A 24,827-nucleotide genomic window follows, 5' to 3' on the forward strand; every position below is an offset into this window, starting at 1 on the left:
TAGCAAACCAGTACCCCATGAGAACACTATTATTTTTATTACTGTTTGGCTGCACCAATACCCCAACGGCACAGGTTACTGCACCGGTAAATAAAAACTTTTACGAAAAACTTAGCGATGCTGCCCTGCTTATTACCCACGATAATGTAAGTTACGATTCTGCATATTACCAAATACCATACCCTAACGGTGATGTGCCAAAAGACCGTGGCGTATGTACCGATGTGGTTATACGCTCTTACCGCAAACTGGGTATTGACCTGCAAAAAGAAGTGCACGAAGACATGGCTGCTAACTTTGCCAGCTACCCAAAATCGTGGGGATTAAAAACTACCGATACAAATATAGACCACCGCCGTGTGCCCAACCTGCAGGTGTTTTTTACCCGAAAAGGCAAGGTTAAAACCGTAAGCGATAAATCAGCAGATTACAAGCCAGGCGATATTGTAACGTGGATGCTTGCAAGTAACAGACCGCACATAGGTATAGTGGTGGATAAAAAAGGTGCTGAAGGGCGTTATAAAGTGGTGCATAACATAGGCCGCGGACAAGTTTGCGAAGATGTACTGTTTGCTTATACAATAACAGGGCATTACAGGTATAAACCCGTCCTGTAGGCCCCCTAACCCCCGAAGGGGGAATTCCACAATTGAACACAGAAGCAAATCTTTAACTTTAGACACTTGACTTTTGATTACAACAACGTCTTCACCTCATCAAAATTAAGTCCACCATAGTTGCCGGAGCTCATTAGTAATAAGGCAACGCCTTTAGTATCATATTTTAGGTGGTACAGGTAATCTTTAAACGCTGCGGGGTTGGTATAAATAATAAGGTCTTCGCGGTTAAAGGCTTTTGAAATTTGGTCGTAGGTTACTTCTTGAAGCTGTTTTATCGCGACGGCATCGGGGCTGTAAAACACTACGGCAACATCGGCGGCATCAAGCGCACCTTCATATTCCTTTAAAAATTCGGCATTAAGGCTGCTGTAGGTATGCAGTTCCAGGCACGCAATAAGCGTACGGTCAGGATACTGTTCCTTAACCGCCCTTGTAGTGGCAGATACCTTACTTGGTGAGTGTGCAAAATCTTTATAGGCAACATTGCGGCCATTTTCGGCAATTTTTTCAAGTCGCTTGCTTGCCCCTTTAAAGGTAGCAATGGCTTCATAAAAATCGGCTTCATCTATACCCATGTTCTGGCATATCCATTTGGCACCGGCAAGGTTGTTAAGGTTATGTGCGCCAAAAACTTCTATAGGCATAGGCCCTTCGGGAGTTTCAAGCAGGGTAATACCATCCTTAACCGTATACTCAGGTGTGTGGTATGGCAGTTTTCGTATAGGGTTAGTTGCTTCTTCGGCAACACGTTTTACCTCAGGGTCGTTCTCGTTATATACGAGTATGCCGCCGTTGGTAATTTTTGCAATAAATATCTCAAACTGCTCTACATAATTTTCAAACGTAGGGAACACATTAATATGGTCCCACGCTATGCCGCTTATCAGAGCAATATTAGGCTGGTATAAATGAAATTTCGGACGCAAATCCATCGGAGATGACAGGTACTCGTCACCTTCCAACACTATAAAATCGTTCTCTTCTGTAAGGTGCACCATAGTGTCAAAACCTTCAAGTTGAGCACCCACCATGTAATCAACATCGCGGTTATGGTAGTTCATTACGTGCAGTATCATACTGGTAATGGTGGTCTTACCGTGGCTGCCACCTATAACCACACGGGTTTTATCTTTGCTTTGCTCGTACAAAAATTCTGGATAACTGTATATTTTAAGACCCAGCTCCTGCGCCTTAAGCAGTTCGGGGTTATTAGCTTTGGCGTGCATGCCTAAAATAACGGCATCAATATCGGCTGTAATCTTTTCCGGGAACCAGCCCAGTTCTTCTGGCAATAAACCCCGTTTTTCAAGACGGGTGCGGCTTGGCTCAAAAATAGCATCGTCGCTGCCGGTTATTACATATCCTTTACTGTGCAGGGCAAGAGCCAGGTTGTGCATGGCGCTGCCGCCTATAGCTATAAAATGTGTACGCATTTTTGTAGTGAAGTTTCAAATTCTTTATTCGCCCAAATGTACCAAATAGATTTTAAAATTATAAATATCTGTATGCAGACTTTTAATTTATTCAACCATAATGTGATTGCTATTACGCAAGGTTAATATAATGTGTCTTTACATAAAAAACGCCCGTCATCGGAGCTATTCAATAATTATTGAAATATTATCTTTACCTAAAAAAAATATGCATCAAAAAATAAACAATATACGTTTAAAAATAAGTGAAGACAATAGTGCCGTTGGTTACATCTATCTCGAAAATACAGAAGACAAACAGGAACGAAAAGTTAGCAAAATGATTGCCCTCAGCGATGTAGTAAATGATTACAGGGGTGTACCGGTCTATCTCGACTTTAATAAAGATGGACACTTAATGGGTATCGAAATAGTTGGGTAATTATCCGGAGATACGCATTTGATGCTGCTTGATAATATTCTCGTATTTACGACATACGCTTGCAATATGTCTCTACACAAAAAAACCGCCCCTCATCAGGGCGGCTTTGTCATTCTAAAGTCTATTATCTTTTATCTAATATCTAAAAATCTTAAATCTAATTGTCTTACTTAACAATTGTCATTTCGTCTACAATGTGTTTTGCACCGGCATATTTGTCGATGATCCAAAGCACGTAGCGAATATCAACATTAATAGTACGTTGCAGGTCTTTATCAAAAATAACATCTCCCGCCATAGCCTCAATGTTACCATCAAAAGCAAGGCCTATAAGCTCACCTTTACCGTTAAGCACCGGCGAACCCGAGTTACCACCTGTAATATCATTATCGGTAAGGAAGTTAACCGGCATATAGCCACCTTTATCGGCATACTGGCCAAAGTCTTTTTTCTCGTTAAGTTCAATCAGCCTTTTAGGCAGGTCGAATTCAGCATCGTTAGGCTTATATTTATTTACTTCGCCCTGTAGCGTTGTGTAATAGTTTTTCTTGGCATCGTTACGCTTATCTGCAGGCAACGAGCGCACTTTACCATACGTAAGGCGCAGGGTACTGTTAGCATCAGGATAATACTTAGCGTTAGGATTAGCTTCCCTCATACCTTCAACAAGCAAGCGGAATGCTTTAGAAAAATCGGCATCAAGCTGTAACTGTTCATCGGTTTTAAAACGGTATTTAGCCATAAGGTCGGCAGACAGTTTATAAAGCGGGTCGGCTTTAAGAACATCAAGGCTTGGGGTTTGTAAAAAGGCATTCAGTTTTTCTTCAGATGCATAGAAACTTTTTGCAAAAGCATCATTTACAAAAGCAGTATAGTCATAATTTACAGGTTTACCTATTTCTGCAACGTAAGGCGCAATAGCATACCCTGTAGATTTTGTGGCATACAAATGCAACTGCGCTGCAAGTACATCTTTTTCTATAGGCAGGTACATGGTAGCATACGTTTCTTTAATCGCATCCTTTAACTCCGGTAACATTTCTTTACGTTTGGCAGCATCCGCGTCTATATAAGCTTCAAGACCGCGCCCCATACTGTAAGGCATAACAGCAAAATTACTGGTGCGTATTAAACCCGTTAAGTAATTATCGTGACGTGCCTTCTCGTTGGTCTTAGCGTAGTAATTGTTTATTGTGGCAATAACATAGCCATACTTAGCTTTGTTGGCAGGCTTGTTAGCCCATGTATTAAAATCAGCTTCAGCCTTAGCTTTGGTAGCTGCCGTTTTATGTTTTGTTAGGGCATCTATCATTCCCTGGCGGTTTTTCCAGTAGTTGGCAACCTGTGCATATTTAGAGGCGTATTCCAGACGTACTTTAGCATCCTTGTCCATGTGCACTTTCATCTTGTCCATTCCCAGTTTAGAAGCCTCTACCCATGCAGGGTATGCATACTTAACATTTTGCTCTATACCGCCGCTTGGCATCCAGCGGTTAGTACGGCCCGGATAGCCCAGTATCATGGCAAAGTCGTTCTCCTGAACACCCTTAAGGCTTACAGGAAGGTGGTGTTTAGGTACCAAAGGAACGTTCTTTTCAGAATATTCTGCCGGGCTACCGTTAGCATCGGCATAAATACGGAACATAGAAAAATCTCCCGTATGGCGTGGCCACTCCCAGTTATCGGTATCGCCGCCAAATTTACCAACACTTTCCGGCGGGTTGCCTACAAGGCGCACATCTTTATAATCCTGGTATACAAAATAGTAATACTCATTGCCCTGAAAGAACGGACGTACCGATACGGTATATTTACCACCTTCATTATTTTCTTTTTCTATAAGGCTAATCTCACGTTGTATGGTTTTCTCCCTTTCAGCCTCGGTCATTTTATCGTTTACTTTGCTAAGTATACGTTTAGACACATCGTCCATACGTACAAAAAAGCGCACGTATAGGCTTTTAGGCTTAAGCTCGCCACCGTGGTTTTTTGCCCAAAAACCATCTTTAAGATAATTGGCCTCCGGTGTAGAAAGTTCAGCAATAGCCTCATAACCACAGTGGTGATTGGTTAGCACAAGGCCATTGTTAGAGATAACCTCGGCAGTGCAGCCACCGTTAAACTGCACTACGGCATCTTTAAGGCTGTGGTGGTTAATGCTGTAAATTTCTTCAGACGTAAGCTGAAGCCCCATTTTTTGCATGTCGCGGTGGTTAAGACGCTCAATGAACATAAGGAACCACATGCCCTCGTCTGCCCTGACAGGTAATACCATGACAAACATGGTTACAAATAGAATTAGTTTTTTCATTTAGGTTGTAAATAAAGTTAGTGCTGCTGTAAGAATTATCAGGGCTTTCGCCGAAATTTATATTTTTAGCAACGCGAAGATACTTTATTTTAAGAATTTGATAAAATAATGGTGCAGATAAAAATGGGATGTCACGGTTTTTATGCCGAAGTCCCTAAAAGAAAAACGCTTCAAAATACAATTGCTGTACTTTGAAGCGTCCTCCTTATAAGTTTAGAGACTATTTACCCTCTTCCCTCTTCTTTTGCTCGTTTGCAGGCAGGTAGTTGCGGCTGTTTACGTGTGCATAATATTCCTGCAGGAATGCCTTAAAGCGTTTTATATTTATTATGTCGGCAGGGGTTTGTTTAGCTATTAAATTATTTTTACCTAACGGGTCTGTATGGTAATCGGTTTTGGCAATTACCTCTTTTTCGTTAAACAGGTAGTAATAATCGTCTGTTGTAAAATTGAAGGCGCTGTTACTAAAATTCACCACAAAATGGTCGTTAGCTAAAGCTTTATCAAAATGGTCTTTGCCAAAGCTAAAGTAAGGCTTGTTATAATCCAGCATGCCCAGTAGTGTAGGCATAATGTCTATGTGCTGCATAACCCTGTCATCTTTACCTTTAAATGTAGTATCTCCCGGCTTAAAGAATATAAGCGGAATGGCATACTCGTTAGGCTGTTTGTTAAACTTATCGTTATCGGATCCCGAACCATGATCGGCAGTAATAATAAACAACGTGTTGTTATACCAAGGCTCGTTCTTAATGCTTTTAAAGAATTCCTTAAGCGAATAATCAGCATATTTTATGGTTCTATGAATGGGCAGCGTACCTTCTGTAAATTGCTTTTCGTAGCCTGCCGGTATGCTGTAAGGGTGGTGCGACGATAATGTGAATACCGTACCAAAGAATGGTTTTTTAAAACCGTTCAGTTTTTTGTGTACGTACGGAAAGAATTTATGGTCCCAGATTCCCCATTTGCCATCAAAATCGTCGGTGCCCATTTCGGCTTCATATTCCTGGCGCGAGTAAAACTGCTTTACCCCTGCTGTTTTGCCAAACGACACAAACCCCATAGACTCGCGCACGCCTCCGTGAAAAAAGGCTGTTTCATATCCCATCTCTGCCATGCACTGCGGCAGGCCATGGTATGACGACACCGAGTTAGGCAATGACAAAAAGTGTTCTTTAAACGAGGGTATAGATGCCCAGATGGCCGGTAATGCATCTATAGAACGCAGTCCACTTTGGTAGGCGTTGGTAAACACATAGCTTTCATTTACAAGCGAATCTACAAAAGGCGTATTGGTTTCCTGTTCCGGCTTAAACTGGTCTGACATACTCTTGATATGTGCCTTACCAAAACTTTCGAGCACAATAAGGAAAACGTTGGTTTTTCGGTCTAACGTAAATTGCTCTCCCGCCGCAACAGTATGCGTAGTAGATGCTAATTTTTGTGCTTCGGCATCATCCATATAATGCAGGTTGGGCACTTTCTTAGATTTGCTCATAGTGCGCAACACACAAAATGGGTTGCTTAGCATTAGCGATGTATGCGAAGGATTATCGGTATACAAAAAGGCATCATTCATGGTTATGGGAAAAGATGCCGCAGAAAATGTAGCTCCCCTTACAAAAAAGATTACCGCTATTGCCATAACAGCCATGTACCCAAAATGTATGGGAATGTATTTTTTGTTGCTCATTGCCGGATACACCTTTTGCTGTATAGCCTTATAAGCATACCATAATATGGCTATAAGAATAATGTAAAACACGATGCCGTACCAAAAATCGATAAGGAAGTTAATGAGCAATGCCCCAAAACTGTCTTCCTTAAGCAATACAAAATCGCCCAGTACTATACGCGCCTGTTTAAAGGGGTAATAAAAAACATCGGCCATATTAATAAGCAGGCCAAGGCTGTTGCCCAGCATAAAAAAGAACAGCGTTATTTTTTGCCATATTTTATGCTCTGCTACACGCAGCGGAAACATAGAAAGGAATATAAACGGCAGGTTGATGTATATTATAGATACGGTATCAAACATAAGGCTGCCCCTTACAAGGTTCCAGGTGCTTGTTAGCTTTAACGGGGCTATAAGCTTATCATTCCAAACGTAGAATAAAACCCTGCACAGCATAAAAACTATGTACACTACTGCAAGCCTGGCTAAAAGCACTATAAGCCTGTTCTTAAAATGTAACTTCATGATGGTGTGTAATGTGCCTCTCTTAACGGGCTACATTGCCCTTTAAGTATTAACGGCGCAAAGATAATTTATTTTAAATTATGAGTTAACAAACAGTTAACCAATGTTAGCTTACATAAAGCATAGTGCTAATACACAAAGGCATAAAGATTTATTAAATATGAGCGTTGTAAGCTGCTGCCCATTTTTATGTTGACTAACTTAGAGACACAAACAAAAAATTAAACTATGAGTACAGTAACTTTTAACACAGATGCCGGTGCACAGCTTTTTGGAGGGATACCCCAGGCTGCACCCGATAAAGAAAACCTTAAGGCAAGCGAACTGCTTAATTTTGTAAAAAAGCTTGGCCTTACCTACAAGAACATCAAGCTTTCTACCAACGGGCAAACCGTAACGCTGGAAGGTGAAGTAGACCGTCTGGAGGAAGCAGAGAAAATTGCCCTTGCTGTGGGTAATGTGGGCGGTGTAGAAACCGTAACTAATAATATGAGGGTAACAGTAAGTGCTCCACCATCTAAATATCATACAGTGGCAAGTGGCGATTCGCTCTCTAAAATTGCAGGTAAATATTACGGCGATGTACAAAAATACAATGTAATTTTTGAAGCCAATAAACCCATGCTTACAGATCCTGATAAAATATACCCGGGACAGGTATTAAGGATACCTAATGCTTAAATTAGTAAGCTGTTCCATTTCGACCAAAGCGCAGCGAAGTGGAAAAACTCTACTGGTATAACATGACATTGTTCCATTTCGACCGCAGCGCAGCAAAGTGGAGAAATCCCTATTTATTAATGAGATTTTTCGGCTTCGTTGCACCTACCTACCGTCAGGCAGGCAGGCTTCGCTCAGAATAACATACTGCATAAAATAAAAAAAGCGCCAATCGGCGCTTTTCATTATACTTCTACATTCAGCATTTGCCAAAGTTTATCTTTTAGCTCCATAAGCCCCTGTTGTGCTACAGATGATATCATTAAGTACGGAATGGCTTTAAACGTCTGGTCAAGATTGGTTTTCATTTCTTCCTTAAGCTCATCGTCCAGCATATCACATTTAGAGATCACTATTACACGTTCTTTATCCAGAATTTCGGGATTGTAGCGGCGTAGTTCATCAAGTAATATTTCATACTCTTTTTCAATATCCGGCGCATCAGCCGGGATAAGGAAAATCAGTACCGAGTTTCGTTCTATATGCCTTAAAAAGTAGTGGCCTAAACCTTTACCTTCGGCAGCACCCTCTATAATTCCCGGTATATCGGCAATTACAAAACTCTGATAATCCCTGTACGACACAATACCTAGGTTAGGCTTAAGCGTTGTAAACGGGTAATCGGCAATTTTTGGTTTTGCAGAGGTAAGTACCGATAGTAATGTTGATTTTCCTGCATTAGGAAAACCTACAAGGCCTACATCGGCAAGTACTTTAAGCTCCAGCAATATATCACTCTCTTCTGCCGGCATACCGGGCTGCGAGTAGCGTGGAGTCTGGTTTGTAGAACTCCTGAAGTGCCAGTTACCAAGGCCGCCTTTACCGCCTTTGGCAATAATTTTTTTCTCGCCGTCTTCGGTAATCTCAAATAAAATTTCGTCAGTCTCTTTATCGCGAACTACCGTCCCTAACGGAACCTCAATGTATTTATCATCACCATCGGCACCGGTGCTGCGTGCGCTACCGCCATCGCCACCGTGGCCTGCTTTAATGTGTCGTGCAAATTTTAGGTGAAACAATGTCCATAACCCTTTGTTGCCCACAAGGTATACGTGGCCGCCACGACCGCCATCGCCACCATCGGGACCTCCTTTTTCAATAAATTTTTCCCTGTGCAAGTGTGTAGATCCCTTGCCCCCTTTTCCTGAGGACACATATATTTTTACGTAATCTACAAAATTTCCTTCTGTCATTTCTTTTAATTTAATGTAAAAGGCTGCGGGTTAGGCGCAACATTTCAGTTTGCAAAAGTACATTATTTTTATGAAACTCCATACCGCAAAAAACCGTGGTAAACCCTGACAAGTTTTGTTAGTCATTTAATCAGTCACCAACAGCATAAAAATGGGTATATTTAAATTTTAATCGTAATTAATACAACACATGCACTGCAACCCCATTTCATCTATAATAACAAAAAGTTTAACCTCAGCACATATATTAAAGATTACTTTTATCTTTATTGCTATAGTTTTTACCGGAAATTTAAACTGCTTTGCACAACTTAAACGCACGTTGCTTGCTACTTCTAAAACAAACCATACCCTGTCCATAATAAACCCTGCAACTTTAAAGATCATTGCTGTTGTTCCTGTAGGGCCTAACCCGCACGAGGTTGTAGTATCTCCCAACGGTTTAAAAGCATTTGTATCTAACCCCGGAAATAGCGACTTGCACGAAATTAATGTTATCGATTTACAACATAACAAAGCATTGCCAAATATAGATACCGCACCGTTTTTAGGTCCGCACGGTATGGCCTATCTTGAGAATAAATTATGGTTTACAGCACAGGGATCTAAATCGGTAGCCAGGTACGATATTGCAACATCTAAATTTGACCTTGCCATAGGCACCGGGCAGGACGTTACCCACTTACTTTATGTTACACCCGATAGTAAAAAATTTTACACTACCAATGTAGACTCGGGCACGGTAAGTATTTTTGAGAACATGTTAGTACAGCCCACTATACCGCCAACAGGTGTATTACCTCCTACTGCCAAACCGCATATTGACTGGGTGCAGACTCTTATCCCGGTAGGGAAAGGTGCCGAAGGATTTGACGTATCACCCGATGGTAAGGAGCTATGGACCGCCACACCTGAAGGGCTTCTGTTTATAATAGATCTTGAAGCTAAGAAAATATCTGCGACAATTGATACAGAGGTATTAGGATTGCACCGCTTGAAATTTACTCCAGATGGCAAACGTGTAGCTTTGGTAAGTGTTCGCACCGGCGATTTGTTATTTTACGATGTTAAAAGTCGCAAAGAAATAAAACGAATTAAAACCGGACAGGGTGCCGCCATGCTTATGGATGCGCAGTATAACCGCCTGTTTATTTCCTGTTCGCCTAACGACTACATTGCAATTATTGACTTAAAGACTATGGAGGTATCAGGAAAGCTGGAAATCGGAGGCCGCCCGGATGGGTTGGAATTTGCTATTACAAAATAAGCTTTTATACTTATAAGGTACAATGGCACTGTTTGTGCGGTACAGCTTTATTATTACTACACACAAATCAGCATGACAATTATCCCATTGCAGGAAGGCATTTTTACGGTTACACCTACTAAAGACTTTACCCGGATTACGAGAGAAGAATTAAAAACCGTAGATAAGGCATTACTTACCATGGCCATCTGCCCTTTTTTGATTGTACTGCCGGATGATATAATTCTTTTAGATGCAGGTTTGGGATTTAAAGAAGACGGCAAACCTGTTATTGTAAAACTTATTGAAGATGCAGGATACAACGCTAACCAGATTACTAAAGTACTGCTATCTCATTTACATAAAGATCATGCAGAGGGATTAGGTTATACAGACAACGGTACTTTTATTCAGAACTTTCCTGATGCCGAAATTTACTTACAGCAAAATGAACTGCACTACGCCCTCGACCAGATTGCGAGCCACTCTTTTAACCAGGAAATTTTAGAGGAAATTGCCAGCCTGCCCAACCTTATTTTGATGAATGATGACACAGGCTCTATCGGTAAGTATATAACTTATGAAGTTACCGGCGGGCATACGCCTTTTCATCAGGCTTTTTGGTTTAAGGAAGACAACGTTACTGCCTTTTATGGTGCCGATAACCTGCCGCAAAAGAGCTATCTTAAATTCCACATTGCCTACAAGTCTGATTATGATGGCAAAAAAGCTATGGAAGACCGCCAGAAATGGGAACAACAGGCCAAAGACGAAAATTGGATCGTTTTGTTTTACCATGACATTAGCAAGAATGTAATGGAGTTTTAAACTAATAAAATTAAGTTTTCCATTTTGAGCAAAGCGCAGCGGAGTCGAAAAATCTCAAAAACGGAGATTCCTCAATTTCGCTGCGCTTCATTCGGAATGGAACACACCTACGTAGCATATTGAAGCAAAATTGGAAGACATGAGTTTCTATTAAAATGAAACTAAATACTGAGACTAAACTACTCCTTTATACTTCTTACAAGTACTTTATCTATTTTAACGCCATCCATTTTTACAACTTCAAGCTCAAACAGGTGCCATATTAGCTTCTCGCCTTCTTTAGGTATGTAACTAAGTTCGGTCATTATAAGTCCACTTACAGTAGTTACCTCATAATCGGTAGTAAGCTCATCAAGGTCAAAGTACGTTAAGAAATCATGCAGTGGGTAATGCCCGTCTACAAGCCATGTGCCATCCTCATTTGCTACAAGCTGAAACTCGTCATCATAAAAATCAGAGGCGTCGCCCACAAGTGCTTCAAGGATATCATTAAGGGTGATTATTCCCTGGAACACGCCATACTCATCGGTTACCAATGCATAATGCACTTTGGTTTTTTTGAATATCTCCAGCGCTTTATACGCCGATGTATGTTCTATAAGATATACCGGCTCTATATTAATATCTTTAAGGCTAAAATTCTCTTTTTCGTAATTAGCAAAAATATCTTTTAGCTGCACTACCCCTATAACATCGTCCAGGCTGTTGCCTTCGCACACAGGATATACCGAGTGCAGCTCTTCGAGCATGGTTTCGCGAATGCTGTCTTTATTGAAAGTAGTAGAAAGATACGTTACCGATTTACGGTGCGTCATGAGTGAGTTTACCTTACGGTCGCCAATATGGAAAACACGCTCCATAATATCATGCTCTATTTCCTGCACTTCGCCACCCTCTGTACCTTCTTTAATAATCGCTTTTATCTCTTCTTCGGTTACTTTACCATCTGCCGTAGGGCGAATGCGGAATATCTTTAAAAGAAAATCCGTAGACGATGTGAGCAACCATATAAACGGCGCCGTAACAATAGAGATATACTTCATGGGCAGTGCTACCATTTTTGCAATGGTTTCCGGGAAATTAAGCCCTATCCTTTTAGGAAGCAGCTCACCCAGTACCAAAGAGAAAAACGTAAGTATAACTACTACGATACCTACAGATATGTTATCGGCATACGGTTTTAAAACCGGGAAGCCTTCCACAAATATCTTTACATCGTCGGTTACTTTATCGCCGGAATAAATACCGGTTAAAATACCTATAAGCGTAATGCCTATTTGTACTGTAGATAAAAATTTGTTTGGCGAATTTGCCAGGTCCAGCGCAGCCTGTGCACTGGGATTGCCTTTTTTGGCTGCGGTTTCAAGGCGGCTTTTACGGGCAGATATCAACGCGATCTCAGACATGGAGAACACGCCGTTTAAAAGAATAAGAAAAAATATTATGGCTATTTCCACAATGGGGGGTTTAGGTTAGAGCGTATCGATTACCGAACTTAATCGACTTGTAATTTCGGCTATTTCGCCAATTCCGTTTACCGGAAAGTATTTGCCCTGTGCTTTGTAATATTCTATAAGCGGGGCGGTTTTTTCATTATATTCCTGGTAGCGGTTGCGTATCAGGCTTTCGTCCTGGTCGTCTGCCCTGCCACTGGTCTTACCTCTTTCAAGCAGGCGCTGTACCAGTACCTCATCATCGGCCTCAAGCGCAATGGTAGCAGTTACTTCCCATTCTTTAGACACTAAAAAAGCATCCAGTGCATTAGCCTGTGCCGTAGTACGCGGAAAACCGTCAAACAAAAATCCTGCTGTATCCGGGTTTTTGCTCACTTCATCTTCAAGCATTTTTATAGTTACCTCATCCGGTACAAGCTCTCCTTTATCTATATAGGTTTTGGCAAGCTTGCCAAGGGCAGTATCATTTTTAAGGTTAAAGCGAAAAAGGTCGCCGGTAGAAATGTGAGTAAGGTTGTATTTTGTTTTTAAAAATTCGGCCTGGGTGCCTTTTCCTGCGCCCGGTTTTCCAAACAGTACAATATTGATCATTTTGTTCAGGGGTTGTTGTGTTGTATTATTGATGTAACTGATAAATTTCGGGTAAGTTGCGCCCCTGTCCGTCGTAGTCAAGGCCGTAGCCCACTATAAACTTGTTGGGTATCTCAAAACCTATATAATCCAGATGGATATTTTTAGTATACGCTTCAGGTTTAAAGAAAAGGGTAGCTATTTTAAGCTGCTTAACCTTTTGTGCCTCAAACATTTTTTTAAGTTCTTCTATAGTATTGCCGGTATCTACAATATCTTCTATTATTACTACGATCCTGCCCTCAAGGTTTTGGTTAAGCCCTATAAGCTGCTTAATTTCTCCGGTAGTGCTGGTGCCCTCGTAAGATGCTAATTTTACAAAGCTTACCTCACACGGCAGTGTGTAGTGTTTTGCAAAATCTGCCAGTACCATAAAAGCACCGTTAAGCACACCTATAAATACAGGTACTTCTCCTGCAAAGTCTGCTTCGGCTTGTTTTGCCATACGTATAATTACCGCTTCAATATCAGCAGCAGTTATAAAAGGCACAAAGTGTTTATCATGAATTTGTATCACGTTCGGCATAAATATAATTTGCAAATATACTAATTCGCAAACAGCCACTTACAAAGCTTCGTTTATTTTGCATTAATTTTATGAATGTTAAATTATATTTAATATTCAGGCCGTTAGCACAGTAAAACTGCAATAAATAAGTAATTTCGGATAATTATTATCTTTTTACAAATACGCCAATATGAAAACTAAAGTACTTGCACTTGCCTTAACGGGCCTTATATCGCTTAACTCCTGCAAACAGCAGGTAACTAAAGAAGAAAAAGAAGTGGCCAAAGCAGAGGGCAGCACTACTGTAAAAACTGCTATTGGCGATCTTATTTTGCCGGCTCCTTTTGCAACAGAATCTGTCACTAAGAACAGCAGTATGGAAGACTGGCCGGAAGGCGTTACCCCAAAAGCTCCTGCAGGATTTACAGTTACTAAATTTGCAGGCGACCTTAATAACCCGCGTAATACCTACATAGCTCCTAATGGCGATATTTTTGTGTGCGAAAGCGGCACGAAAGCCAGCAAAGACCAGATAACTGTTTTTAGGGATAAGGACAAAGACGGTACTTTTGAAACCCGCGCTGTTTTTGCCGAAAAACTTAGCCAGCCGTATGGTATGCTGATTCTTAAAGATCATTTTTATATTGCCAATACCGATGGCCTTTATATGTACCCATACAAAACGGGCGACATGAAGCTTACCGGCAAAGCACAAAAAATTGTAGAACTGCCAGCAGGCGGTTATAACAACCACTGGACACGTAACCTTTTGGCTAATGCCGATGGTTCTAAAATATACATATCTGTAGGGTCGAGCAGTAACGTTGCCGAACATGGCATTACCGAAGAGACCCGCCGTGCCAACATACTTGAGGTTAACCCTGACGGTACCGGAGAACGTGTTTTTGCAAGTGGGCTGCGTAACCCTGTGGGTATGGACTGGAATCCTGCCAACAAAGAGCTATGGACAGCAGTTAATGAACGTGACGAATTGGGCGACGAACTGGTTCCTGATTATATTACCAGTGTTAAAGACGGTGGTTTTTACGGATGGCCTTACTCATATTACGGGCAAATTGAAGACCCGCGTATGAAGGGACAGGGTAAAGACCTGGTTGCCAGGGCTATTATACCCGATGTTCCTGTTGGGCCGCACACTGCCTCGTTAGGAATTGCATTTTACAACAAAGACGCTTTCCCGGCGCAGTATAAAAATGGCGCTTTTGTAGGCCAGCACGGTTCATGGAACAGGTCGGTTCTAAGTGGGTATAAAGTACTTTTTGTACCATTTAAAGATGGAAAACCGTCGGGCAAGCCACAGGATTTCCTAACCGGATTTATTGCTAACGAAAAAGATGCCAAAGCCTATGGCCGCCCTGTAGATGTTACCATAATGAACGACGGATCGCTGCTTGTTAACGATGATGCCGGTAACACCTTATGGAAAGTTACCGCAACTAAATAATAAAACACCAACCCCGATTTATTTTAAATCCTGCAGTACTTTTACTTGCAGGATTTTTATTACGTGCCTGCCAGACACCTTGCTATGAAAACAACACTACTTTCATTTTTATTCTTACTGATATTAGTTACCGGAAAATCTTTTGCACAGGATACAATTCCAAAATCTAAAAGTGATACACTATCAAATCATGTAGATTTATCGTTTTTATCGGGAAGGCTCATTAGCATTTCGGCGCACAACGAACTCCAGCCTCTAACCATAAGCAGCTACCACATTAACGACAGCCTGCTTAATGCACCGGCAAGCATCAGTATACTTTCAGCGCAGCAAATACAACGCAATAACCTGTCGGACATCTCCCCTATCCTTAATACGCTACCGGGAGTTTTTATGCAATCGGGCGGGATTAATACCAACCGTATCTCCATTCGTGGTATTGGGGCACGCACACCTTACGGTACTAACAAGATACGGGCGTTTTACGGCAGCATACCCTTAACATCCGGCGACAGTGAAACAACCATTGAGGATATTGATTTACAAATGATAGACCATATAGAGGTTATAAAAGGGCCTTTATCCAGTTTGTATGGTGCGGGGCTTGGTGGTGCAATTTTACTTACCCCCACACAGGCTACCACTTTAGGCAGCCGCAGTGTGGTAAGCAGCACACACGGGTCGTTTGGGTTGGTTAAAAATACAGTGAGCTACGGCCTCAGTACACAAGGGGGCAGCCTTAACCTTAGCTACCACAAGCTGGAGAACGACGGTTACCGCGATAACAGCCATTACAACCGCGAGGGCGTTACCCTTGCAGGAGAATTGTTCCGTAAAGAGAAAAGCAAGCTTACCTACTTTGGCAACTACACGTACTTAAAGGCCTATTTGCCAAGCTCTGTTAGCAAGACAAGTTTTGATACTAACCCGCGCGCAGCAGCACCAACCTGGGCTGCCGCAAAAGGCTATGAGCAATATAAATCGTATCTGGGCGGACTGGCCTATGACTGGCAGGCGGCGGACTGGCTTAAAAATTCGACTTCTATTTTCATCAATGCGAAAGACAGCTATGAACCGCGCCCTTTTGATATATTGTACCAGCACACAACTGCCTATGGCGCGCGTACACAGTTTTTTGGAGACTTTAACATCGGTACTATGAAATCGAACTTTATTGCCGGACTCGAATATTTTAAGGACGGCTTTAAAGGCGGCACATACGCTAACCTCTATCAGCAAAATAATGGTAACGGCACACTACAGGGCGACAGGCAAACAGGTACCGGGCAGGACCGTGATTTTATTAACGCCTTTGCACAATTCAGGATACAGCTATCGCGAAAGTTTGAAGTGCAGGCAGGTGTAAACTATAACAAAACAAAGTTTGATCTGGATAACACCTTCCCCCTTGACACCCGTTCATCTGAAAGTTACAGCTACAACGGCATCTGGTCGCCGCAGTTATCGTTACTGTACAAACCGTCGGCTTTGCAAACCATTTACGCGTCGGTAAGCCGCGGCTTCTCGTTACCGTCTATAGAAGAAACCCTTACTGCAGACGGCACCATTAACCCCAACATAAAACCGGAGAACGGCTACAACTTTGAAGTTGGCGGTAAATTTTACCTTGCCAATAAAGACCTGTATGTAGAGGTTTCGGCCTACCGTATGCAAATTAAAGACCTGCTTGTGGCACAGCGCGTGGGCGATGACCAGTATATTGGTATTAATGCCGGTGAAACGTTGCATGAGGGTATAGAAGCATCTATAAATTACAACTGGCAAATAAGCGACAGTTTCTCTATTCAGCCGTATGCAGCAGCATCTATAGGCCATTATGAGTTTAAAGAATTTCTAAATAACGATATTAATTATAGCGGCAAAGACCTTACCGGTGTGCCTAACAACAAAGTTAACGGTGGCGTAACCCTACTTATACCTCATGGATTGTACCTTAGCGCCGATTATTATTACACCGATCGTATACCGCTTAACGATGCCAACTCATTGTATTCTGACAGCTCTAACCTGCTGAATACAAAACTGGGCTGGCGCCATGAAATTTTAAAGGGGCTGAGTACACACCTTTCTGCAGGCGTAAATAATATTACAGATACCCGTTATGCATCAATGGTGCTTGTAAATGCTACGGGTGTTAACGGGGCACCGCCGCGCTATTATTATCCGGGGTTACAGGTAAATTATTACGGTAATGTATCGCTAAGCTATAGTTTTTAACCTTGTGTCACGAAATGTCACGCCACCTGTCACGCTTTATCACGGAATAAAGCACACAAATAGTGGTTTTTATAATTAATTTTATCCACAGCTCTCACGCTATGAGAAAGTATTAATTAATAAAAACAAAAACGCTATGAAATTTTTATTACTAATGTCCCTGTTTTTCACTACCACATTTGCGGCATTTGCGCAGGCGCCTGTAATTGAAGGAGACGTAATGCTATGTCCTGACACGAATGGCACAGCTACCGTAACAAACGATGTTACTTACACTACGTACCAATGGTACAGCAAGTACTGGTTTACAGATGATCCTTATGTTGCCATAGATGGCGCAACATCGGCTTCCTTTACGTATGACTGGTTTACTTACGACCAAAGCCTATTAAAAGTAGTTGTTACACTTAATGGTGCTGAATTAGAATCTAACGCAATACAAATTGACAGCCACGCATGGGCATCATTATTAGTATCTACTACTACAGATGGTAACGTAATACGCGGAGAGTACCCTATTTACCTTATATGCGAAGGCGGCAGTGTTACAAGCACTGTTCTTAGCCCTTACACTATTGCACAATGGTATAAAGATGGTGTAATTATAGAAGGTGCTACAAATGTTAGCTATACCATTACAGAACCGGGAGAATATTATGTAGTTGCCGGTGTAGAAGTTTGCCCTAACAGCACCAGCACATCATTACCTATAAGTGTACAGGCTAACCCCAATTGTGCCACGCAAAGCCTTACCCCTGTTATTGCGGGAGATACATTGTTATGCCCGGACACAGAAAGCACCCTCTTTGTTGCCGAGGGTTTAATAACTTACGACAGCTACCAGTGGTATGTAAGTTTTGATGGTGGTGCATTTACTGCTATTGAAGATGCCAACGCTGACAATTTTATGTTTGCTGCAAATACTTATGACCAGGGTACGCTTAAGTTAGTGGTTACAGAGGGTGATGCTACTTACGAGTCTAACACACTGTTAGTAAACGTTAGAAACTGGACACCACTGTTCTATTTTACCAGTTTAAACGAAGAGGCATCTGAAGGCATAAATGAAGAGGGCAATCTTGTTTACCTGTTATGCCCGGGCGGCGAAATTACCAATACATTACCGGAACTTTTCTCTGAAAACATTCAGTGGTTCAGGGATGGAGAGCCTATCGAAGGTGCTAATGAGGGGGTTTATGTAGTTACAGAGCCTGGATCTTACCATGCGGTTGCTTCACCATCTATTTGTCCTTACAGCAGCAACAGTACAGCGGGTACACCGTTAGTGGTAAGCCTTAACCCTGATTGTATTGCAGGAATTGATGCACCAACTGCAAAAACATTCACAATGTATCCTAACCCTGCAAACAGCATTTTAAATATTGCAGCACAAACAACTGGTTTTGAAAGCTATGCGGTTTACGACGTTACGGGTAAAAAATTGTTAGAGGGCAAAACAGATGCTGCATTAACTACGGTTACTGTTTCCGGCCTGTCTGCCGGAAGCTATATTGTTAAGCTAAGTGGTTCTAAAGGGAATGCTTCTCAAATGTTTATTAAACAATAATCCTCCTTAATACCTTTTTATATTTTATTTGAACGGGGCCTTGTGCCCCGTTTTGCTTTTAGTAAATTTGGGTTTAGTAAAGAGTGAAACTCATAAAGAACTATTAAACCACAAAGTACACCAGGATTTTCACAAAGTACACAAAACTATATTATTTACAAATGCCTGTTCCAGACATAGGACACAAAGCTATAACGAAAAACAGGTCAATGTTAAGGTATAGCTTGGTTTACTTAAAAGCACAGCGCAGGCTTGGTGTACTTCGTGGTAAAAACATTTGATCTGGATAACGTTATGTTGTTTGCGAGATATAAAAACCGAAATACCTATAATGGAGTAGCCTTATGGAAACCAACTTTTATAAACAGATAGCTAAAAGCACCGCACACCGCTCCATACGCGATTTGCTTTCGGGGGCCGTTTTACAGGATAAAAATCTGTTAGGAGAGTTGGTTAACATTGCATTAAATATAAAAGACCCCAATCACCATAAAGCCTGCTGGATACTGGAACTGGTCATGGAGGCTAAAATTGACTGGCTTGCCGATTACCTCACTGAATTTTGCAGCACACTCAATCAAATAAATCATGAGGGAGCATTACGGTCGGTTTCTAAAATTTGCATGTTTGCTGTTAAACACAGGCAAAAGCATACCGGATTTTTAAGTACTGCACAGGTTGAGCAAATAACCGAAGCCTGTTTTGACTGGCTTATAGACCCCGATGGTAAAGTAGCCACAAAAGCATACGCCATGGGTACTTTACACTTATTAGGTAAAGAAAATGACTGGATATACCCCGAGCTTAGACGTATACTAAGCGAAGACGCATCTAAACATTCTACTGCATACATTGCCGCCGCAAAAGATATATTGAAGAAAATTGGCACCTAAATAATATTTTCTATCTTCGGTGGTATGGACAGCAACCCTTTACCTCAGCAAAGCACCTTATTTAAAGTAGTAACTAACCTTACCTTCTGGGTACTTATTGCTATTGCAGCCGCCATTCTGCTTGGGCATTTTAACCCTGCCGCTGCCGTAAAAATGGAAGTTATAGGCAAGGCATTTATAAGTATCATCAAAGTATTTATAGCGCCTATTATTTTTCTTACCATAGTTTTAGGCATCAGCGGTATGGGCGACCTTAAAAAGGTTGGGCGTATAGGTATAAAGTCGTTACTGTATTTTGAGATCGTAACCACTTTTGCACTCGCTATTGGCGTTACTGTGGCCTATGTTTTAGAACCCGGCAAGATAGACCGTACAGGGCTCAATATGCAGGACTCTTCTAAATATACCGGTCAGGCACAAAGCTTTAGCTGGCTTAAATTTTTTATGGATAACCTTACATTACAAGTATTGGTAGCAGCGATACTTGTAGGTATCATTTTAAATTACAGTAAAAAGCGCGAAGAGTCCGTTAGCTTTTTATACAAATGTTCCGGTTGGGTTTTTAAAGCTTTAAAATGGGTTATGTACCTGGCACCACTTGGGGCTTTTGGCGGTATGGCTTACACGGTTGGTAAATTTGGGCTACACACACTACTCCCTCTTGGTAAGTTAATGCTGTGCATTTACATTACTATGGCACTATTTATATTTGTAATACTGGGTGGAATACTGCGGTATTACAAAATGAGCATCTTTAGCTTTATAAAATACATAAGGGCAGAATTACTTATAGTACTGGGTACCTCATCATCTGAAGCGGCATTGCCCAACCTTATGGAAAAACTTGAAAACATGGGCTGCAGCAAACCGGTCGTGGGGCTGGTTGTACCCACAGGCTATTCTTTTAATCTTGACGGTACATCTATATACTTATCTATGTCGGTTATATTTTTAGCGCAACTGTATGATGTTCATTTATCGTTTGCCGAGATACTTACCATAATCGGGCTTCTCATGATAACATCCAAAGGTGCTGCGGGAGTTACCGGCAGCGGTTTTATAGTACTTGCCTCTACACTAACGGCAATACACAAGATTCCGGTAGAGGGGTTGGCATTTTTACTTGGTGTAGATAAATTTATGAGCGAAGCCCGTGCCCTTACAAATTTTATAGGCAATGGTGTGGCCACCATAGTAATTTCTAAAAGCGAGAAAGAATTTACAGACATAAATGCTCTGCGCGCAGAAGATTAGTAATTTTATGCAGAAATTAAATGTTAAATACCCGCTATAACGATATAGTAATTGTATCAATATTCTATTTTTTAATTAAATTGGAGATAGGTTTTACTTAAATTAAAAAATATTTTTCAGCATTATAACTTTTACAATAAATAAATGACAAAAATACACTTCCATAATTATGGGATTGATATTTTGATTAGCTTAGTATTATATTTATAAAACCAAACTATTGCCTGTCTGCTCTTTGTGAAATCAGAAATAAACGGGTTTTAAACGCCGGAGGGGAACGGTATTTAGAGCTTTTTTGAAAGAACAATTACCAGAGAAGCATAAGGAATTATAAAATGCAACAAGCAACTTTCTTCTTTTTGTAAAGGCCCGTACATTAGTAATGTACGGGCCTTTTTAATTGTATATCTTACTGTGTAATATCTGTGAAAAAAATTACAGAAAAAATTTGCTATCTCAAAATCGTTAATCTGTAACTCCTGAAATTATTTTTTTATCAACTAAATTTGCTTTTACAAAGTTGTATTTGGTAGTCCTTGTTGAAGTCTTCACGATAAAATTCTCAAATTCACATTCGCACACGTGTTTTTTACCATTAAAACCTACATCGAAGAAATAATTGATGTCAAACTGCAAATTAAACTGTTCTTCTGGTACAGTATCATTTTCTTTCAGCAGCCATATTGCCGTTTCTACATCTATATTTGTTATGGGTTGATTGGGGTGAATTACCACATTATATTTTTTGTATAAATCCATACTACCCGAATCCTGATAAATTACTATACTGTCATTAATATTTTGACGCTTAATTAATTTGACGGTATCAGTTAACCATCTTTTAAATAAAACAGAATCATGTTTAGTACTCCACGCAATATCGTTCGATTCCTCGTGCTTACCACAGCTAAATAACAATAGTGAAGCTACGAGATACATAATTATTTTAAAATTCATACATCAACTTATTTTTAGTCATCTACTATAGATGCTTTACACCTTCTTAGCTTCCTCTTCCTCAAAATCAAACTTCTGTAGTTCTGGTGTGCTAAAAAAGGTTACCGCAATAACCCCGAGGGTTATACAGCCGCCTGTTACTACTGCCCTTACTGTACCCAGCCAGTGCGCCATAACACCGCTTTCAAAATCACCCAATTCGTTAGACGAGCTTACAAACATTGTATTAACCGCCGCCACACGGCCACGCATGTTATCGGGCGTTACAAGCTGGAGGATGGTACTGCGCACCACTACGCTAACGGCATCAAACATACCGGAGAGCAGCAGCATAAAAAACGACAATACAAAATTTGTAGATAGCCCGAACACAATAATAGACAATGCAAACCCTGTAACGGCTACAAACAGCTTTTTACCGGGATGTGTACGCAATGGCATAAAGGCAAGCAGCCCTAAAGTAATAAGTGCCCCAATACCAGGCGCCGAACGTAATAGCCCAAAGCCTACTTCATCTACATGCAGTATTTCTTTCTGAAAAACCGGCAGCAATGCCACTGCTCCGCCAAAGAGTACAGAGAACATATCGAGCAGCTGCGCCCCAAGCAGCGCAGGCGTTTTTACTACAAAGCGTATTCCCTGAGAGAGGCTTTGCAGTATGGGTTCCTTCTCTTTCTTTAAAATGGGTTTTGATTTTATGTGAAGTATAGGGAAAAGCAATAGTATCATGATTATAACCACTACAAACATACCCGCTACCACACCATCTAAAGCAATTAGCAATCCTGCGGTAAGCGGCCCTAAAACACCGCCTGTTTGCATAGCCATACTGCTCCAGCTGGTACCATTGGCAAAATGCTTCCGTGGCACTACAAGCCCAAACAGCGAAAATACCGATGGCCCCATAAAGGAACGGATGATTCCGCCAATGAACACAAGAAAATATACGCTGTATTGTGTTGTATGTATGCCCAGGCTGCTGAACGAATATGGTGTACTAAGCCCAAAGAGGCAGGCACTAAGCAACACGTAAGACCCAATGCAGAAGAGCACCATTTTACGCTTTTCATTGAGGTCTACAAAGTGACCTGCAAAGAGTGAAAACCCTACTGCAGGTATAACCTCGGCAAGACCTACGAGCCCCAGCGCAAGTTTATCATTAGTGATTTGGTATATCCAGTAAAATATTATGGTAACCTGCATGTTAAGGGCAAACATAAGCCCGAAACGGATGCTTAAAAAGGAAAGGAATTCTTTGTTTTGCAATACCGGGTTTTTCCCAAAAAACCCAGTTCGGATAGCTCCGTCGTCGTCCTGCTCCACGTTGTATGTATTAAAAATTATGTAGTACTACAAAGCTACGGCATAATTGCTAAACACAACAATTGGCAATGAACAATTAGCAATTTTTAAATTGCTAATTGTTCATTGCCAATTGCCTGTTTCTTCGGTCTATCGTCTAAACTCTCACGTCTAAATATCTCCTATGTGTAAATAGCTACCGTTTCCTGCTGAAGTTTTTGCGGCGTACCGGTTTCCATATAGCGCTTAAAGCCCATAATATCGTTGCGCACTATTTTTTCGAATACAGGATTTATAAATCGGGCTACTTCTTCTACAGCACCACCAAGCGGCGGATGGTAAGAGAACACAACATGTACCAGCGTACCCAGCTCGCCTGCATCTTTAAACTCTATCTTTCCTGCATTGCGAACAGACGATCCTGCCAGCGAACGCCAACCTATGTAACGATTAACTTCTTCGCCCACTATCTCTGCCTTCCAGCTCAGGGTGCTGCCCACTCCCGGAACTTTTATGGTCCATTCAGATAACGTGTCGCTTAAAACGGTTACGCCCTCTAAATGTTTCATAAACAACGGCAGGTTGCCCAGATGGCGCCAAAAATTATACACTTCGTTTACCGGGCGGTTTATAATTAGCCTTGCGTGAATATTTATATTGGCATCTTTAGGGTGTTGTGGTTTTTCTAACACCTTTTGCACGCCCCTGCTTTCTAAAAAACCTTTTACGCCACGGTATATCATGAAACCGGCAGCAGCAATTTCGAGCATGCTTTTTTTCTCTTTTTTAAAGGCATCATATATTAAATATGCCCCGCCAATAATAGATACTGCACGCTCTATATCGCTTATGGCTTTCTCGTTTTTTGCTATCGGAAGGTTGGTTAGCTTTTCCATAAAACTGTGTGTGATTTTAATACTTAAAAATAAGGATTCGTTTTTATATTACCTGATGCATTAACAATAACTTACCAAAAATGCATAAAAAAACCCCGAATTACGGGGTTTACAATTAAGCTATATGCCATTATGGCTGAGGCGTAGTACCTGTAGATGATGGCGTAGTAGTGGTAGTTGTGGTGCCACTTGCAGGCATCCTGGTAGATGTAGACGGCACAGCAGTGGATGTACTTGTTGGCGAAGGAGATGCCGTAGTTTGAGGCCTTATCGCATTATTATTTGTAGTAGATGGAGACGTGGTAGATGGCGACGTAGTACCGGGTATCGCTGTAGATCGTGTGTTATTATTTTGCCTTGTTGTAGTAGATGGCACAGGAACGGTATTAGGGTTGTTAAGTGTACCGTTATTTACACCGTTATTCAGGGTGCCGTTGGTAGTTCCATTATTTAGGGTACCATTAGGGTTTGTGCCGTTGTTTATAGTCCCGTTTGTGGTTGTAGGGCTTGTTGTTGTAGGGCTCGTAGTTGTGGGCGTCGTAGTTCCCGGTACCCTCGTTGGGTTTGTTTGTGCCGATGCAATTCCCATTGCAAATATTGCAGCAACTGTAAAAATTATCTTTTTCATCTTATTATTTTTTGTGGTTTACATCTATAAAATTAGGCAAGCACATTGAGCTAACAAGCTAAT

Annotated in this window: 21 protein-coding genes; 10 read left to right on the top strand and 11 right to left on the bottom strand. The window is 41.2% G+C overall.

Annotation, left to right across the window (positions count from 1 at the left end; all coding sequences use genetic code 11):
* The first annotated feature begins 17 nt into the window (after positions 1 to 17).
* On the top strand, positions 18 to 617 hold the full coding sequence (locus tag F565_RS0105150) for a DUF1287 domain-containing protein (RefSeq protein ID WP_020212133.1): 600 nt from the start codon (positions 18 to 20) through the stop codon (positions 615 to 617).
* Positions 618 to 694: 77 nt separating this feature from the next.
* On the opposite strand, the gene F565_RS0105155 is transcribed toward F565_RS0105150, so the two are convergent.
* Positions 695 to 2,053: a UDP-N-acetylmuramate--L-alanine ligase gene (locus F565_RS0105155; RefSeq protein ID WP_020212134.1), complete on the bottom strand. Its 1,359-nt coding sequence runs from the start codon at positions 2,051 to 2,053 to the stop codon at positions 695 to 697.
* A gap of 208 nt (positions 2,054 to 2,261) precedes the next feature.
* Between F565_RS0105155 and F565_RS0105165 the strand changes: the two genes are divergently transcribed.
* The gene (locus F565_RS0105165) at positions 2,262 to 2,474 is read left to right on the top strand and encodes a DUF2283 domain-containing protein (RefSeq protein WP_020212136.1); all 213 of its coding nucleotides are present in this window, start codon (positions 2,262 to 2,264) and stop codon (positions 2,472 to 2,474) included.
* 166 nt (positions 2,475 to 2,640) lie between these two features.
* On the opposite strand, the gene F565_RS0105170 is transcribed toward F565_RS0105165, so the two are convergent.
* Both F565_RS0105170 and F565_RS0105175 read right to left on the bottom strand, forming a co-directional pair.
* Positions 2,641 to 4,785 (bottom strand): S46 family peptidase, encoded by a 2,145-nt coding sequence (locus tag F565_RS0105170; RefSeq protein ID WP_026299893.1) that lies wholly within the window; start codon positions 4,783 to 4,785, stop codon positions 2,641 to 2,643.
* Between the two features lie 220 nt (positions 4,786 to 5,005).
* Complete coding sequence (locus tag F565_RS0105175; RefSeq protein ID WP_020212138.1) at positions 5,006 to 6,985, bottom strand: LTA synthase family protein; 1,980 nt, start codon at positions 6,983 to 6,985, stop codon at positions 5,006 to 5,008.
* Between the two features lie 228 nt (positions 6,986 to 7,213).
* Between F565_RS0105175 and lysM the strand changes: the two genes are divergently transcribed.
* On the top strand, positions 7,214 to 7,666 hold the full coding sequence (lysM, locus tag F565_RS0105180; RefSeq protein WP_020212139.1) for a peptidoglycan-binding protein LysM: 453 nt from the start codon (positions 7,214 to 7,216) through the stop codon (positions 7,664 to 7,666).
* Positions 7,667 to 7,890: 224 nt separating this feature from the next.
* On the opposite strand, the gene obgE is transcribed toward lysM, so the two are convergent.
* The gene (gene obgE, locus F565_RS0105190) at positions 7,891 to 8,898 is read right to left on the bottom strand and encodes a GTPase ObgE (RefSeq protein WP_020212140.1); all 1,008 of its coding nucleotides are present in this window, start codon (positions 8,896 to 8,898) and stop codon (positions 7,891 to 7,893) included.
* Positions 8,899 to 9,088: 190 nt separating this feature from the next.
* Between obgE and F565_RS0105195 the strand changes: the two genes are divergently transcribed.
* A complete protein-coding gene (locus F565_RS0105195) occupies positions 9,089 to 10,165 on the top strand; it encodes a YncE family protein (RefSeq protein WP_020212141.1) in 1,077 nt (358 codons plus the stop codon).
* 72 nt (positions 10,166 to 10,237) lie between these two features.
* Positions 10,238 to 10,972: an MBL fold metallo-hydrolase gene (locus F565_RS0105200; RefSeq protein WP_020212142.1), complete on the top strand. Its 735-nt coding sequence runs from the start codon at positions 10,238 to 10,240 to the stop codon at positions 10,970 to 10,972.
* Between the two features lie 179 nt (positions 10,973 to 11,151).
* Here the strand turns inward: F565_RS0105200 and F565_RS0105205 are convergent, their stop codons facing one another.
* From F565_RS0105205 to hpt, 3 genes are read right to left on the bottom strand one after another with little or no spacing between them, the layout of a single operon-like run.
* Positions 11,152 to 12,429 (bottom strand): hemolysin family protein, encoded by a 1,278-nt coding sequence (locus F565_RS0105205; RefSeq protein ID WP_081621314.1) that lies wholly within the window; start codon positions 12,427 to 12,429, stop codon positions 11,152 to 11,154.
* A 15-nt stretch (positions 12,430 to 12,444) separates the two neighbouring features.
* Complete coding sequence (locus F565_RS0105210) at positions 12,445 to 13,017, bottom strand: adenylate kinase (protein WP_020212144.1); 573 nt, start codon at positions 13,015 to 13,017, stop codon at positions 12,445 to 12,447.
* Between the two features lie 25 nt (positions 13,018 to 13,042).
* The gene (gene hpt / locus F565_RS0105215) at positions 13,043 to 13,573 is read right to left on the bottom strand and encodes a hypoxanthine phosphoribosyltransferase (protein ID WP_026299896.1); all 531 of its coding nucleotides are present in this window, start codon (positions 13,571 to 13,573) and stop codon (positions 13,043 to 13,045) included.
* Positions 13,574 to 13,754: 181 nt separating this feature from the next.
* Here hpt and F565_RS0105220 point away from each other — a divergent pair, with 181 nt between their 5' ends.
* The 5 genes from F565_RS0105220 to F565_RS0105240 all read left to right on the top strand — a co-directional run bounded on the left by F565_RS0105220 (position 13,755) and on the right by F565_RS0105240 (position 20,981).
* The gene (locus tag F565_RS0105220; RefSeq protein WP_020212146.1) at positions 13,755 to 15,029 is read left to right on the top strand and encodes a PQQ-dependent sugar dehydrogenase; all 1,275 of its coding nucleotides are present in this window, start codon (positions 13,755 to 13,757) and stop codon (positions 15,027 to 15,029) included.
* Between the two features lie 84 nt (positions 15,030 to 15,113).
* Positions 15,114 to 17,267 carry a TonB-dependent receptor gene (locus tag F565_RS0105225; protein WP_154652535.1) on the top strand — a complete coding sequence of 718 codons (2,154 nt, stop codon included), beginning with the start codon at positions 15,114 to 15,116 and terminating at the stop codon, positions 17,265 to 17,267.
* 136 nt (positions 17,268 to 17,403) lie between these two features.
* On the top strand, positions 17,404 to 18,834 hold the full coding sequence (locus F565_RS0105230; protein ID WP_081621315.1) for a T9SS type A sorting domain-containing protein: 1,431 nt from the start codon (positions 17,404 to 17,406) through the stop codon (positions 18,832 to 18,834).
* Positions 18,835 to 19,178: 344 nt separating this feature from the next.
* Entirely contained in the window at positions 19,179 to 19,727 is a 549-nt protein-coding gene (locus tag F565_RS0105235) for a hypothetical protein (RefSeq protein ID WP_020212150.1), read from the top strand.
* Between the two features lie 24 nt (positions 19,728 to 19,751).
* Entirely contained in the window at positions 19,752 to 20,981 is a 1,230-nt protein-coding gene (locus tag F565_RS0105240; protein ID WP_020212151.1) for a cation:dicarboxylate symporter family transporter, read from the top strand.
* Positions 20,982 to 21,446: 465 nt separating this feature from the next.
* On the opposite strand, the gene F565_RS0105245 is transcribed toward F565_RS0105240, so the two are convergent.
* From F565_RS0105245 to F565_RS0105260, 4 genes are all read right to left on the bottom strand, one after another.
* The gene (locus tag F565_RS0105245; RefSeq protein WP_154652536.1) at positions 21,447 to 21,938 is read right to left on the bottom strand and encodes a hypothetical protein; all 492 of its coding nucleotides are present in this window, start codon (positions 21,936 to 21,938) and stop codon (positions 21,447 to 21,449) included.
* A 36-nt stretch (positions 21,939 to 21,974) separates the two neighbouring features.
* Positions 21,975 to 23,261 (bottom strand): MFS transporter, encoded by a 1,287-nt coding sequence (locus F565_RS0105250; RefSeq protein ID WP_020212153.1) that lies wholly within the window; start codon positions 23,259 to 23,261, stop codon positions 21,975 to 21,977.
* A 161-nt stretch (positions 23,262 to 23,422) separates the two neighbouring features.
* Positions 23,423 to 24,136, bottom strand: a complete 714-nt coding sequence (locus F565_RS21215; RefSeq protein WP_020212154.1) for an SRPBCC family protein — start codon at positions 24,134 to 24,136, stop codon at positions 23,423 to 23,425.
* Positions 24,137 to 24,266: 130 nt separating this feature from the next.
* Positions 24,267 to 24,764: a hypothetical protein gene (locus F565_RS0105260; protein ID WP_020212155.1), complete on the bottom strand. Its 498-nt coding sequence runs from the start codon at positions 24,762 to 24,764 to the stop codon at positions 24,267 to 24,269.
* Positions 24,765 to 24,827: the final 63 nt, after the last annotated feature.

Source organism: Flavobacterium rivuli WB 3.3-2 = DSM 21788 (genome assembly GCF_000378485.1).
GTDB lineage: Bacteria > Bacteroidota > Bacteroidia > Flavobacteriales > Flavobacteriaceae > Flavobacterium > Flavobacterium rivuli.